This window comes from Rhodococcus sp. BP-349, from assembly GCF_019835845.1.
Classification (GTDB): Bacteria; Actinomycetota; Actinomycetes; order Mycobacteriales; family Mycobacteriaceae; genus Rhodococcoides.
Genome location: NZ_JABUDR010000001.1, coordinates 1,867,738 through 1,881,735, shown reverse-complemented (window position 1 = coordinate 1,881,735; position 13,998 = coordinate 1,867,738). Strand labels below are relative to the sequence as shown.

The 13,998-nt window shown below is 69.0% G+C and carries 11 protein-coding genes and 1 riboswitch; of the genes, 9 read left to right on the top strand and 2 right to left on the bottom strand.

What is annotated here, in order from left to right:
* Position 1: 1 nt before the first annotated feature.
* The 7 genes from HQ325_RS08925 to araA all read left to right on the top strand — a co-directional run bounded on the left by HQ325_RS08925 (position 2) and on the right by araA (position 8,772).
* The gene (locus tag HQ325_RS08925; RefSeq protein ID WP_261777766.1) at positions 2-1,627 is read left to right on the top strand and encodes a sugar ABC transporter ATP-binding protein; all 1,626 of its coding nucleotides are present in this window, start codon (positions 2-4) and stop codon (positions 1,625-1,627) included.
* Positions 1,624-2,730 carry an ABC transporter permease gene (locus tag HQ325_RS08920; protein ID WP_261777765.1) on the top strand — a complete coding sequence of 369 codons (1,107 nt, stop codon included), beginning with the start codon at positions 1,624-1,626 and terminating at the stop codon, positions 2,728-2,730. Before HQ325_RS08925 ends, HQ325_RS08920 begins: the two co-directional genes overlap by 4 nt.
* Entirely contained in the window at positions 2,727-3,770 is a 1,044-nt protein-coding gene (yjfF, locus tag HQ325_RS08915; RefSeq protein WP_222628140.1) for a galactofuranose ABC transporter, permease protein YjfF, read from the top strand. The genes HQ325_RS08920 and yjfF overlap by 4 nt, the downstream gene beginning before the upstream one ends.
* Positions 3,767-4,795: a LacI family DNA-binding transcriptional regulator gene (locus HQ325_RS08910; RefSeq protein ID WP_222628138.1), complete on the top strand. Its 1,029-nt coding sequence runs from the start codon at positions 3,767-3,769 to the stop codon at positions 4,793-4,795. Before yjfF ends, HQ325_RS08910 begins: the two co-directional genes overlap by 4 nt.
* A complete protein-coding gene (gene araB / locus HQ325_RS08905) occupies positions 4,792-6,474 on the top strand; it encodes a ribulokinase (RefSeq protein WP_222628136.1) in 1,683 nt (560 codons plus the stop codon). The genes HQ325_RS08910 and araB overlap by 4 nt, the downstream gene beginning before the upstream one ends.
* Entirely contained in the window at positions 6,471-7,148 is a 678-nt protein-coding gene (locus HQ325_RS08900; RefSeq protein WP_222628134.1) for an L-ribulose-5-phosphate 4-epimerase, read from the top strand. The genes araB and HQ325_RS08900 overlap by 4 nt, the downstream gene beginning before the upstream one ends.
* Before the next feature lie 79 nt (positions 7,149-7,227).
* Entirely contained in the window at positions 7,228-8,772 is a 1,545-nt protein-coding gene (araA, locus tag HQ325_RS08895) for an L-arabinose isomerase (RefSeq protein ID WP_222628131.1), read from the top strand.
* 9 nt (positions 8,773-8,781) lie between these two features.
* On the opposite strand, the gene HQ325_RS08890 is transcribed toward araA, so the two are convergent.
* Both HQ325_RS08890 and HQ325_RS08885 read right to left on the bottom strand, forming a co-directional pair.
* Positions 8,782-9,534, bottom strand: a complete 753-nt coding sequence (locus HQ325_RS08890) for an exodeoxyribonuclease III (RefSeq protein ID WP_261778087.1) — start codon at positions 9,532-9,534, stop codon at positions 8,782-8,784.
* A gap of 94 nt (positions 9,535-9,628) precedes the next feature.
* Entirely contained in the window at positions 9,629-10,780 is a 1,152-nt protein-coding gene (locus HQ325_RS08885; RefSeq protein ID WP_222629128.1) for an MFS transporter, read from the bottom strand.
* Between the two features lie 296 nt (positions 10,781-11,076).
* Positions 11,077-11,195, top strand: a riboswitch (SAM riboswitch).
* A gap of 227 nt (positions 11,196-11,422) precedes the next feature.
* Here HQ325_RS08885 and HQ325_RS08880 point away from each other — a divergent pair.
* Positions 11,423-12,778, top strand: a complete 1,356-nt coding sequence (locus HQ325_RS08880; protein WP_081821014.1) for a bifunctional o-acetylhomoserine/o-acetylserine sulfhydrylase — start codon at positions 11,423-11,425, stop codon at positions 12,776-12,778.
* A gap of 56 nt (positions 12,779-12,834) precedes the next feature.
* Positions 12,835-13,926, top strand: a complete 1,092-nt coding sequence (locus HQ325_RS08875) for a homoserine O-acetyltransferase (RefSeq protein ID WP_222628128.1) — start codon at positions 12,835-12,837, stop codon at positions 13,924-13,926.
* Positions 13,927-13,998 lie beyond the last annotated feature (72 nt).

Sequence of the window (13,998 nt, the reverse complement as noted above, 5' to 3'; positions counted from 1 at the left end):
CATGAGCACCGAGATGATCGTCCCCCCGCCGACCACGACGGCGACGGACCCGATCGTGGAGATGACGGACATCTCCATCACCTTCGGCGCCGTCCGTGCCCTCGACGGCGTCTCCTTGCGGCTCTACCCGGGCGAGGTCCACTCGCTGATGGGCGAGAACGGTGCCGGCAAGTCGACGTTGATCAAGGCGCTCACCGGCGTCTACCCGATCGACAGCGGCACTGTCACCGTCGACGGGACCGTGCACGAGTTCGCGAGTCCGGCGGCCGCTCAGGCTGCCGGCATCAGCACGGTGTACCAGGAGGTCAACCTCCTGCCCAACCTCACCGTGGCCGAGAACATGCTGCTCGGGCGCGAGCCGCGGCGGCTCGACCGACTGCTCGGCAGCACCGGCGGCGCGGTGCGCACCGTTCTCGACGCCGTGGGCGGTATCGACACCCGGGCGATGAACCGCCGCGCACGTGCGACGCTCGATCGACTGGGTCTCGCGGTCGATCCCGCGTCGGTGCTCGGCGATCACCCCATCGCCGTGCAGCAGCTGATCGCGATCGCTCGTGCGGTGGACGTCGACGCCCGCGTGCTCATCCTCGACGAGCCCACCTCCAGCCTCGACAAGGACGAGGTGGAGACCCTGTACGGGGTCATCGAGCGGCTGCGGGACGCGGGTACGGCCGTCGTCTTCGTCTCCCACTTCCTCGACCAGGTCTATCGCATCTCGGATCGCATGACGATCCTGCGCAACGGACGCCTGGTGGAGGAGCGGTCGGTGGCGGACACCCCGCAACTGACCCTGGTGGAACTGATGATCGGCCGGGAACTCGACACCCTGCGCGAGTTGGACGACCGCGAGCCCACGGTGGTCGATCCCACCACCGAACCCGTCATGGAGGTGCTCGGCCTCGGCCGCAAGGGCGCCCTCGAGGCGACGGATCTCCGGCTGTACGCCGGGCAGGTCGTCGGCGTCGCGGGGCTGCTGGGATCGGGCCGCACCGAACTGGCGAGGTTGCTCGGCGGGGCGGACCGCGCAGATTCCGGCACCATCGAGATCCACTCCACCCGTCGACGCTTCCGCACACCACGCAACGCGGTCGATCGACGGGTCGCGCTCACCAGCGAGGACCGCAAGGCGGACGGCGTCGTGGGCGACCTGACGGTGGCCGACAACATGATGCTCGCGCTCCAGGCCACTCGTGGGTGGATGCGCCCGATCCCCCGCGCCACCCGCACCGCCCTGGTGGAGAAGTACATCACTGCACTCGACATCCGTCCCGCGGACCCGAACGCGTTGATGCGCAACCTCTCCGGCGGCAACCAACAGAAAGTGCTGCTCGCACGCTGGCTCGTCACGGAACCGGAGATCCTGATCCTGGACGAGCCCACCCGGGGAATCGACATCGGCGCCAAGGCGCAGATCCAGGCTCTTGTGGCCGATCTCGCCGAACGCGGGATGTCGGTCGTGTTCATCTCGGCCGAGCTCGAGGAGATCCTGCGCCTCAGCGACCGCGTCGTCGTGATGCGCGATCACCACCTGATCGACGAGCGCGTCAACCGCGGAGTCTCCGTCGACGACGTCCTCGCGACCATCGCGGCGGGAACCCGCGCAGACGACAGGAGTTCCGAGGCATGACCGACACTCTGGGAGTACGACCGACGTCGACTCCCCCGCCACGGCCGGCGTCCGACGCCCCGGCCGGTCGCCGGAACCCGGGATGGATGTCGCACCCGGTCGTCTGGCCGCTGCTCGCCCTGATCGCGCTGATCGTCGTCAACGTCGTCGCGACACCGGACTTCCTCGACATCAGGATCGAGAACGGCGGCCTGTTCGGCAACGTCGTCGACATCGCGCGGAACTCCGCGCCGCTCATCCTCGTCGCGGTGGGCATGACGCTCGTGGTCGCGACCCGCGGCATCGACCTGTCGGTCGGCGCCGTCGCCGTCATCGCGGCGGCCGTGGCCTGCACGCGTATCGCGGCCGCCCCGGACGAGGGCGCCGTCACCACCGTCGTCATGGCCGTCGTGTGGGCACTGGGAGCCAGCGTGCTGCTGGGACTGTGGAACGGACTGTTGGTGTCGGTGTTCGGGATTCAGCCGATCATCGCGACCCTGGTCCTCATGGTGGCCGGCCGCGGCCTGGCCATGCTCATCACGGACGGTCAGATCACCACCGTGCAGGACGGGGCCTTCAGCTCGCTCGCCTCGGGGATCGTCCTCGGACTCCCCGTGGCACTGCTGATCGCGCTCGCCGTCGTCGTGGTGACCGCCCTGCTGACCCGCCGTACCGCTCTCGGCATGCTCGTCGAAGCGGTCGGCATCAATCCCGAGGCCAGTCGCCTCGCGGGAGTGAGCGCCCGCACGATCGTGTGGACCGTCTACGTCTTCGCGGCGACATGCTCCGGCATCGCCGGTCTCATCATCGCCGCCAACACCAACTCGGTGAACGCCAACAGCCTCGGTCTGTGGATCGAGCTCGACGCGATCCTCGCCGTGGTGATCGGCGGCACGGCACTCACGGGCGGACGCTTCTCGCTCGCCGGCACCGTGGTCGGTGCGCTGCTCATCGGCACCCTGACCCGCACCATCCCTAATCTCGGCATCCCCTCCGAGGCCAACTACCTCTTCAAGGCTCTGGTCGTCATCGTCGTCTGCCTCCTGCAGTCACCGCGTGCCCGAGCGTCACTTCTGGGCCTTCGACACAGGAGACCGACGACTCGAAAGGCGGCCCGGTCATGACCGATCTGCTGACACGCCCCCCGGCCACCTCCACCGCGCCGTCCCGCTGGGACCGCATCCGACGCTATTCGCCGCCGAGCAGGTTCCTGCCGGTCATCGCCACCTTCGCGTTGCTCGTCGGCCTGTTCGGCGTCGGCGAGATGCGCTACCCCGGCTTCGCCGACCCGCAGCTGTTCCTCTCCCTGTTCGTCGACAACGCGTTCCTGATCGTCCTCGCGGTGGGCATGACCTTCGTCATCCTGACCGGCGGCATCGATCTCTCGGTCGGCTCCGTCGTGGCGCTGTCGACCATGATCGCCGCGCGCACACTGCAACTCGGTTGGTCCCCCGTCCTCGTCATCGCCACCGTGCTGCTGTGCGGCACGCTGCTCGGCACCACGATGGGCGTGTTGGTGCACTACCTCCAGATCCAGCCGTTCGTCGCCACGCTCGCCGGCATGTTCCTCGCTCGTGGTCTCTGCTACATGATCGGCGTCGAGTCCATCCCCATCACCGACGAGACGTTCAGCTCCATCGCGTTCGCCGTGATCGAGCTCCCGGGCGGTTACACCATCACGTGGAGCGTCGTCATCGCACTCGTGACCGTCGCGGTGGCGGCCTACGTCCTCGCCTGCACCCGTTTCGGCAGGTCGGTCTACGGCATCGGCGGCAACGAGGCGTCGGCCGTGCTGATGGGACTGCGCGTGGCGGCGGTGAAGGTGGGTGTCTACTCGATCAGCGGTTTCTGCGCCGCGCTCGGCGGACTCCTGTTCGCCTTCTACGCCCTGTCGGGGTACAGCCTGCACGCGGTCGGCATGGAGCTCGACGCGATCGCCGCCGTCGTCATCGGTGGAACGCTGCTCACGGGTGGCCGAGGCTACGTCCTCGGCTCGGTCGTCGGTGTCCTCATCCTCGGTGCCATCCAGACGTTCATCGCGTTCGACGGGACCCTGAGTTCGTGGTGGACCCGGATCACGGTCGGAACACTGCTGCTCGTCTTCGTCATCGCTCAGCGTCTGACCACGGTGCCCCGGGCCCGCTTCCGTCCGAGGCGAGCATGACCACCACGACCGGGACGGACGGTCGACCTCCCGTCATGGCCGACGTCGCCCGCCTCGCCGGCGTTTCTCATCAGACGGTCTCCCGAGTCATCAACGGACAGAACAACCTTCGCCCGGAGACTCGGGAACGGGTCCAGCGTGCCATCGACCAGCTCGGGTACCGGCCCAACCGGGCCGCCCGCGCCCTGGTGACGAAGCGGTCGGCCACCATCGGCATCATCGGCTCCAAGCTCGGGTTCTGGGGCCCGAGCGCCACACATCGCACCGTTCAGAGCGCCGCCCGCGAGGCCGGTTTCTCGGTCAGCGCCGTCAGTCTCACGACCCTCTCGCGCAACGAGCTCGTCGACGCGATGCACCACCTGCACGACCAGGGTGTCGAGGGCATCGTCCTCATCGCCGCGACCGACGACGCGGTGGCCGCGGCGCGTTCCGAGGAGGCGGTGGTGCCCGTCGTCGTCGTGGAGGGCGATCCGCTGACCTCGCGCTGGACGGTCGGCATCGACCAGGTCGGCGGCGCCCGCCTCGCCACCCGTCACCTCGTCGATTCCGGACATCGACGCATCGCACACCTCGCGGGTCCGCTGGGTTGGGCGGAGGCTCGCGCGCGCGAACAGGGGTGGCGGGAGGTCCTCGAAGAGGCGGGGCTGCCGTGGACCCCTCCGCTCCGTGGTGACTGGTCCGCGCGCAGTGGGTTCGAGCGCGGCTCCCGGCTGGCGGCCGATCCCGACGTCACGGCGGTGTTCTGCGCCAACGATCAGATGGCTCTGGGCCTGCTGCGTGCGTTCCACGAGCACGGCCGTCGGGTGCCGGAGGACGTGAGCGTCGTGGGCTTCGACGACATCCCCGAAGCCGCCTATCTCATCCCTCCGCTGACGACGATCCGACAGAACTTCACCGAGGTGGGCCGACGCGCCATCGAGATCCTGCGAGCGGCGATCGACGGGACCGCCGGTCCCGAGACGCAGATCGCGCCGGAACTCGTCGTGCGCGCGAGTACCACCCGAGTCACAGGAGAACAGCCATGACAACGACCGATCCCGAGACCTACACCATCGGAGTCGACTTCGGCACACTGTCCGGACGGGCCGTCGTCGTGCGGGTCTCCGACGGCGCCGAGCTCGGCACGGCCGTGCACGAGTACCGACACGGAGTCCTGGAGTCTGCGCTGCCCGGCGGCTCCGTGCGGCTCGGCGACGCCTGGGCACTCCAGGTTCCCGACGACTACCGCGACGTGCTCCGCACCGCCGTCCCGGCCGCCCTGCGCGATGCCGGTGTCCCGCCCGACCGAGTGGTCGGCATCGGGACAGACTTCACGGCGTGCACGATGGTGCCCACACTCGCCGACGGCACCCCGCTCGACGAGGTCACGCAGTTCGCCGATCGGCCGCACGCCTACGTGAAGCTGTGGAAACACCATGCGGCACAGGGCCAGGCCGATCGCATCAACGCCCTCGCCGCGGAGCGCGGCGAGACGTGGCTCCCCCGCTACGGCGGACTGATCTCGTCCGAGTGGGAGTTCGCCAAGGCGTTGCAGATCCACGAGGAGGACCCCGAGGTCTACGACGCCATGGAGCGGTGGGTCGAGGCGGCGGACTGGATCGTCTGGCAGCTGTGCGGACGCTACGTCCGCAACGCCTGCACGGCGGGATACAAGGGCATTCTCCAGGACGGCGAGTACCCGTCGGCCGAGTTCCTCAGCGCCCTGGCACCCGGGTTCGCCGCGTTCGTCACCGATAAGCTCGACCAGCCGATCGGCGAACTGGGTTCTCGTGCAGGGTCTCTGACCGCCGAGGCCGCTGCGTGGACCGGACTGCCCGAGGGAATCGCCGTGGCCGTCGGCAACGTCGACGCGCACGTCACGGCGCCGGCGGCCCGCGCCGTGGAACCCGGTCGCATGGTGGCGATCATGGGCACCTCCACCTGTCACGTCATGAGCGCCGACGTGCTGCGGGAGGTCCCGGGAATGTGCGGCGTCGTCGACGGCGGCATCGTCGCGGGGTCCTACGGGTACGAGGCCGGGCAGTCCGGAGTCGGCGACATCTTCGGATGGTTCACGCGCACCGGGGTTCCTGCCGACTACCGCGACGCCGCCGCCGAGGCCGGCGAGTCGGTCCACGAGTATCTGACCCGGCTGGCGTCCGAGCAGGAGGTCGGCGAACACGGGTTGGTGGCCCTCGACTGGCACAGCGGCAACCGATCCGTCCTGGTCGACCACCGGCTGTCGGGACTGTTGCTGGGTACGACTCTCGCCACCAGGCCCGAGGACATCTATCGGGCACTGCTCGAGGCCACGGCCTTCGGCACGCGGGTCATCGTCGAGACCTTCCGCGCCAGCGGTGTTCCGGTCGAGGAGTTCGTCGTCGCCGGCGGACTGGCGAAGAACCCACTGCTGATGCAGATCTACGCCGACGTGCTGCGCATGCCGCTCTCGGTCATCGGGTCCGACCAGGGTCCGGCACTGGGATCGGCGATCCACGCGGCAGTCGCGGCCGGCTGCTACGCCGACGTGCCCGTGGCCTCGAAGGCGATGGGACGCGTGCACCGCGGCGCGTATCAACCCGACGAGAGCCGGTCGCAGGCCTACGACGCCCTGTTCCACATCTACTCCGATCTTCACGACCACTTCGGACGTCAGGTGTCCACCATGCGCGACCTGCGGGCCCTCCGCGGAGACGTGCTCGACCGGAAGGCGGCGGGGCGATGACCGTTCTCGACAGCGCTCGCGGCACCGTGGAGGCGGTCCGCGCCGAGGTGTGCGCGCTGCACGCCGAACTGGTGCGGTACGGGCTGGTGGTGTGGACCGCCGGCAACGTCTCCGCTCGGGTCCCCGGCCACGACCTCTTCGTGATCAAGCCGAGCGGCGTCGCCTACGACGACCTCACTCCGGAGAACATGGTGCTGTGCGATCTGCACGGCACCGTGGTCGAGGGCGATCACGCCCCGTCCTCCGACACCGCGGCCCAGGCCTACGTCTACCGACATCTCGATCACGTCGGCGCGGTGGTGCACACCCACTCGCCCTACGCGGTGGCGTGGGCCGCCCGCGGCGAGCCGATCCCGGTGGTCACCACGATGTGCGCCGACGAGTTCGGCGGCGACATCCCCGTCGGACCGTTCGCCGCGATCGGTGACGACTCGATCGGACGCGGCATCGTCGACACGCTGCGTGGCAGCAGGTCGCCCGCCGTGCTGATGCAGAACCACGGCGTCTTCGCGGTGGGCCCGACGGCGCGGTCCGCCGTCAAGGCCGCGGTGATGTGCGAGGACGTCGCACGGTCGGTGCATCTCGCACACCAGCTCGGCCGGCCTCTGCCCATCCCGCCGGACGCTGTCGACGCGCTGCACGACCGCTACCAGAACGTGTACGGCCAACGCTGAACCGCCGCAGCACCACTCGCTCCGCACCCGTCTTCACCCGCACTCGTTCCACCGCCTCTGCGGTGACCAGGAGGTTCCCATGTCCGTCGTCGAAACCAGGTCCGCCCCGTCCCCCTCGCCCGCACCGTCCGGTGTCGCCCGACCCGAGGTCTGGTTCCTCACGGGCAGCCAGAGTCTGTACGGCCCCGAGACTCTCGAGCAGGTGGCGGTGCAGTCCCGCACGATCGCCGAGAAGCTCGACGACGCACTGGGTGTGACGGTGGTCTGGAAGCCGGTGCTCCTCGACGCGTCGTCCATCCTGAACCGGATGCGCGAGGCCAACACGACCGACGACTGCATCGGGGTGATCACCTGGATGCACACCTTCTCCCCCGCCAAGATGTGGATCGCCGGCCTCGACGCCCTCGACGTGCCCCTCCTGCATCTGCACACCCAGGCCGGGATGTCACTGCCGTGGTCGACCATCGACATGGAGTTCATGAACCTCAACCAGGCCGCGCACGGCGACCGGGAGTTCGGTCACATACAGTCCCGCGTCGGCGTGCTGCGGACCACCGTCGCCGGACACGTCGACGATCCCGCCGTCGTCCGGCGCGTCGAACAGTGGACGTGTGCGGCGCGCGGTCGCGCCGACATGCGGTCGCTCCGGCTGGCGCGCTTCGGCGACAACATGCGCGACGTGGCCGTCACCGAGGGCGACAAGGTGGAGGCTCAGCTGCGGTTCGGTGTCTCGGTGAACACCTACGGTGTCAACGATCTCGTCGAGGTCGTCTCCGCGGTGGACGAGGCCGCGGTGTCCGCCCTGGTCGACGAGTACGTCGAGACCTACGACGTCGCGTCCGCGTTGCGGCCGGGCGGCGATCGACACGAGTCGCTGCGCTACGGCGCACGGGTCGAGGCGGGAATGCGGCAATTCCTGACCGAGGGCGGATTCGGCGCCTTCACCACGAACTTCGAGGACCTCGGCGGACTGCGACAGCTCCCCGGACTCGCGGTCCAGAGGCTGATGGCCGACGGGTGGGGCTTCGGCGGCGAGGGCGACTGGAAGACCTCGATGTTGTTGCGCGCCATGAAGACCATGGCCATCGGGCAGCCCGGCGGCACGTCGTTCATGGAGGACTACACCTACCACCTCGTGCCCGGCGAGGAGAAGATCCTGGGCGCGCACATGCTCGAGGTGTGCCCGTCCATCACCACGGCGACCCCGACTCTCGAGATCCATCCGTTGTCGATCGGCGGGCGCGAGGATCCCGTACGACTGCGCTTCACGGCGGATCCCGGCGCCGGCATCGTCGTGGGCATCTCCGACGTCGGCGAACGGTTCCGCCTCACCGCCAACGTCATCGAGGTGGTCGAGCCCGACGAGGCGCTGCCCTCACTGCCGGTGGCCTGCGCCGTGTGGAAGCCGCAGCCCTCGCTGTCGGTGTCGGCGGAGTCGTGGCTCACGGCCGGCGCACCGCATCACACGGTGCTGAGCACCGCACTCGATCTGCCGGTGCTGGAGGCATTCTCGGACATGATCGCGGTGGAGCTGCTCACGATCGAGGAGGGCACCACCACCCGGGACTTCCAACGCACGTTGCGCTGGAACGCGGCGTACCACCGGCTGGCCGCGGCGTTGTGAGCCGACCGGTCAGCGGTAGACGACGGTGACCGGCGCGTGGTCGGACCATCGCTGGTCGTAGGAGTCGGCCCGCTCGACCACGGCATCCTTCGCGCGATCCGCGAAGTCCCGGGTGGCCATCTGATAGTCGATGCGCCACCCGGCGTCGTTGTCGAAGGCCTTGCCGCGGTAGGACCACCAGCTGTAGGGCCCGTCGACGTCCGGGTGGAGCGCTCGCACCACGTCGACCCACGCTCCCGACTCACCGACGAGAGCGTCGAGCCAGGCGCGCTCGCTCGCCAGGAAGCCGGACTTGGTGCGGTTGCCCTTCCAGTTCTTCAGATCCCGTTCAGTGTGCGCGATGTTCCAGTCGCCGCTGACCACGTGATGCTCGCCCGAGCACGCGAGCGCCGCGAGACGGTGCTCGAACGCGGCCATGAACCGTTCCTTGGAGTCCTGCTTCTCGGTGCCCACCTCACCGGACGGCAGGTAGAGACTGGCGACGGTGACGGCCGGATCTGCTCCGACGGCCGGGAAGCGGGCCTCGATCCAGCGCCCCGCGTCGTCGAACTCGTCGCTCCCGAACCCGACGACGGCGCTGTCCGCAGGAGTGCGCGACAGGATGGCGACACCGTTGCGGCCCTTCGCGGACGGCTCGGCGGACACGAGATGCCAGCCCTCGCCCAACGCAGGAGCGAGGCATGCGAGCAGCTCCTCGTCCGTCGCCCGCGTCTCCTGCAGGCAGACGATGTCTGCCGCGGACTGCTCGAGCCACTCGAGCATGCCCTTGCGCACCGCGGCGCGCACTCCGTTGACGTTGACCGACGTGATGGTGTGAGACACCGAAGCACCGTATCCGACAGCGCGGACAGAACCGTCAGGCGACGAGACGAGCGTCGGTGCGACGCTGCATCGCCACCGACGTGGCCAGGACGGCGATGCCGGCGATCGCGAGACCGGCACCCACCACGGCCGGCGCCGTGTAGCCGAAGCCCGCGGCGATGACGGCGCCGCCGAGGGCAGCCCCCAGCGCGTTCGCGAAGTTGAACGCCGCGTGATTGAGCGAGGCGGCGAGGGTCTGCGCATCGGCGGCCACGTCCATGAGTCGCGTCTGCAGTCCGGGCACGATGGCGGATCCCGAAGCGGCGATGAGGAATACGACGATCAGAGCGGTCACCGGGTTGTGCGCTGCGGCGACGAACACCGCCAGGCTCACCGCGACGGACGTCATCGCCAGGAAGAGCCCGGGGATCAGCATGCGGTCCGCGATCCATCCACCGGCCATGTTGCCGACCACCATGCCGAGGCCGTAGATCATCAGCGCAAGGGGCACCGCGGCCTTGGCGAGCCCGGCCACGTCCGTCAGCGTCGTGGCGATGTAGGTGTAGACGGCGAACATGCCGCCGAAGCCCACCATGCCGACGAAGAGGGTCATCCAGACCTGCGTGCGCCGGAAGGCACCCAGTTCGGTCCGCGGGTTCGTCGTGGGCATCGAGTCCAGTCGCGGCAGCCACATCGCGAGGGCGGTGACGGTGAGGGCACCGATGACGGCGACGATGCCGAACGCGCTGCGCCAGCCGAACGCCTGGCCGATCCACGTGGCCGCCGGCACACCGACGACATTGGCGACGGACAGTCCCATCATCACCATGGCCACCGACTTGGCACGCGCACCGGGATCGGCGAGGTGGGCGGCCACCAGCGCTGCCACACCGAAGTACGCGCCGTGCGGCAGGCCGGCGACGAAGCGGGAAGCCATCAGCTCGTGAAAGCTGGGCGCGAACACCGTGCCGAGGTTGCCGAGAGTGAACGCCACCATGAGGGCGAGAAGCAACGTCCGCCGCGGCACCCGCGCCGCGAGCGCGGCGATGACGGGCGCACCCACCACGACACCGACGGCGTAGGCGGAGATGAGGTGGCCGGCGCTGGGCTCGGACACCCCCATAGTGGTCGCCATCTCCGGGAGCAGGCCCATCGAGACGAACTCCGTGGTGCCGATGCCGAAACCGCCGAGCGCGAGCGCCAGCATCGCGACGCGTCGCCGGCGCACCCGCAGCCGATCAGCCGCGGGGTCCGCGGCAGCAGCGGGAAGGACGTCGAACGCGACGGAGGGGGGTGTCACGAGCTCACTTTCGGATCCGCGCCCGTCATCGTTCGTTCATGATCGATTCAGAAGCGCTCGGGTGGTCAACGACGACGGGCGCCCCGAGAGGCGCCCGATCACCTCACCAGTGTGACCGCCGGCAGAATCATTCGCCAATCGAACGATCGTGAGTTCGGCCACCCTCGTGCCGTCGACACCCGACCCGCTACCATTCCGGCCAAGGTCATGAGTGCCAGCATCGAGCCCCGGCTTGCTGGCCGGCAACCCTCCAACCGCGGTGGGGTGCCCCGGGTGATGACCGGGTTACTCGGCCCGCACGGGCCGGGAGCAAGCGCGGGCCCGTCTCCTCGGGCCCACCGAACGACGATCTCGGAGGTACCCATGTTCTCCCACCGACTGTGTTGTAGCCGGCGATAGGCCCCGACCCTTCTCTCCACGAAGATCGGCTCGCCTACTGCGCTCTGCACACGGTGAGGTGCCTCTCGTGCTGCGGGCGTGGCGGCTGCCGACGTGGATCCCACTCGAGCACTCCACTCGAGCACCACCCCCACGAGGAGCACGACACCCATGACCGATCACACTTCCGACACCGGTGCCACCGAGGGCGACGTCGTCGACGCAGCCGGAGCACCCGTCGAGGATCCGGCACTGAACTGGAGCTTCGAGACGCGGCAGGTGCACGTCGGACAGGTTCCCGACGTCACCACCCACGCGCGCGCCCTGCCGATCTACCAGACGACGTCCTACACGTTCGACAACACCGACCACGCCGCCGCGCTGTTCGGGCTCGCCGAGCCGGGCAACATCTACACCCGCATCATGAACCCCACGCAGGACGTCGTCGAGCAGCGCATCGCATCGCTCGAGGGCGGCGTCGCCGCACTGCTCGTCTCGTCCGGCCAGGCAGCCGAGACGCTGGCGATCCTGAACATCGCCGAGACCGGCGACCACGTCGTCTCCAGCCCCCGCCTGTACGGCGGCACGTACAACCTCTTCCACTACACGCTGCCCAAGCTGGGCATCACCGTGTCGTTCGTCGACGATCCGGACGACCTCGACCAGTGGGAGAAGGCCGTCCGCCCCGAGACGAAGGCGTTCTACGGTGAGACCATCTCCAACCCGAAGAACGACATCTTCGACATCCGCGGAGTGTCCGACGTGGCGCACCGCCACGGCATCCCGTTGATCGTCGACAACACCGTGGCGACGCCGTACCTGATCCAGCCGCTGAAGCACGGTGCGGACATCGTCGTGCACTCGGCCACCAAGTACCTCGGCGGCCACGGCACCGCGATCGCCGGCGTCATCGTCGACGGCGGCGGCTTCGACTGGACGCAGGGTCGCTTCACCAACTTCACCACCCCCGATCCCAGCTACCACGGTGTGGTGTTCGCCGATCTCGGCGCTCCGGCCTTCGCACTCAAGGCCCGTGTGCAGCTGCTGCGCGACATCGGCGCGGCGGTCTCCCCGTTCAACGCTTTCCTCATCGGCCAGGGCATCGAGACGCTGTCCCTGCGCCTCGAGCGACACGTGCAGAACGCGACGGCGGTCGCACAGTTCCTCGAGCAGCGCGAGGAGGTGACGAGCGTGAACTACGCCGGGTTGCCGTCCTCCCCGTGGTACGAGCGCGGACAGGAACTCGCTCCGCGCGGAGCGGGTGCCATCGTGGCGTTCGAACTCGCGGGCGGTGTCGACGCGGGCAAGCGTTTCGTGGATGCGCTGGAGCTGCACAGCCATGTCGCTAATATCGGGGACGTGCGTTCACTGGTGATCCATCCCGCGTCGACGACGCATTCTCAGTTGACGCCCGAGGAGCAGCTGGCCTCCGGAGTCACTCCGGGCCTGGTACGCCTCGCAGTCGGTATCGAGGGAATCGACGACATCCTGGCCGATCTGGAGAAGGGTTTCCGGGCCGCATCTTGACACTCGATCTCCACTCGCCCGCCCGTCCGTCGGCATTTCCGCCGGCGGACGGGCAGGTGGGCACCGTGCACATCGGCGACGTTCCCCTCGAGAGCGGACGCGTGGTTCCCGACGCGACGGTCGCCGTGCAGCGGTGGGGCGAGGTCTCGCCCGATCGCGACAACGTGGTTCTCGTCCAGCACGCGCTGACCGGCGACTCGCACGTCACCGGGCCGGCCGGGCCGGATCACCCGTCGCCCGGGTGGTGGACGGGCATGGTGGGTCCCGGCGCGCCCCTCGACACCGATCGCTGGTGCGTGGTGGCGACGAACGTGCTCGGCGGATGCCGGGGCACCACCGGGCCCGCATCGCTCGACCCGGACGGTGTCGCCTGGGGATCGCGTTTCCCCGCCATCTCCATCCGCGACCAGGTGACGGCGGAACGCATGGTCGCCGACACCCTCGGCATCGATCGCTTCGCGGCCGTCGTGGGTGGATCCATGGGTGGCATGCGCACCCTCGAGTGGCTGGTCTCGTACCCGGACCGCGTCGCGTCGGCACTGGTGCTCGCCGTCGGCGCACGTGCGTCCGCCGATCAGATCGGCACCCAGACCACGCAGATCGCCGCCATCACCGGTGACCCCGACTGGCAGGGCGGCGACTACCACGCCTCCGGCCGCGCACCGCGATCCGGACTCGCCGTCGCTCGGCGCATCGCGCACCTCACCTATCGCACCGAGCACGAGCTGGACGCCCGGTTCGGCAACGAGCCCCAGGTCGGCGAGGACCCCCTGAACGGTGGGCGCTACGCGATCGCGAGCTACCTCGAACATCAGGCCACCAAACTCGTCGACCGATTCGACGCAGCCACCTACGTGTTGCTGTCCGAGGCCATGAACCGGCACGACGTGGGTCGCGGGCGAGGCGGACTCGAAGCGGCCCTGGGGTCGGTGCACACGCCGACCATCGTGGGCGGCGTCGACTCCGATCGGCTGTACCCGTTGCGGCAGCAGCAGGAGATCGCCGATCTGATCCCGGGGTGCGACGGGTTGCGCATCATCTCCTCGCGTGACGGCCACGACGGCTTCCTCACCGAACCCGACGCGGTGTCCACGATGCTGGTGGCCACCATGGCGATGGCCTCGGACGCGCTCGCGGCGAAGGACTGAACCTCTCCTTCCCTCATGCTTGGCACGTCTCACAAAGAAATCTGAAGTCCTCGAGGACAAGGGAAATCAAGT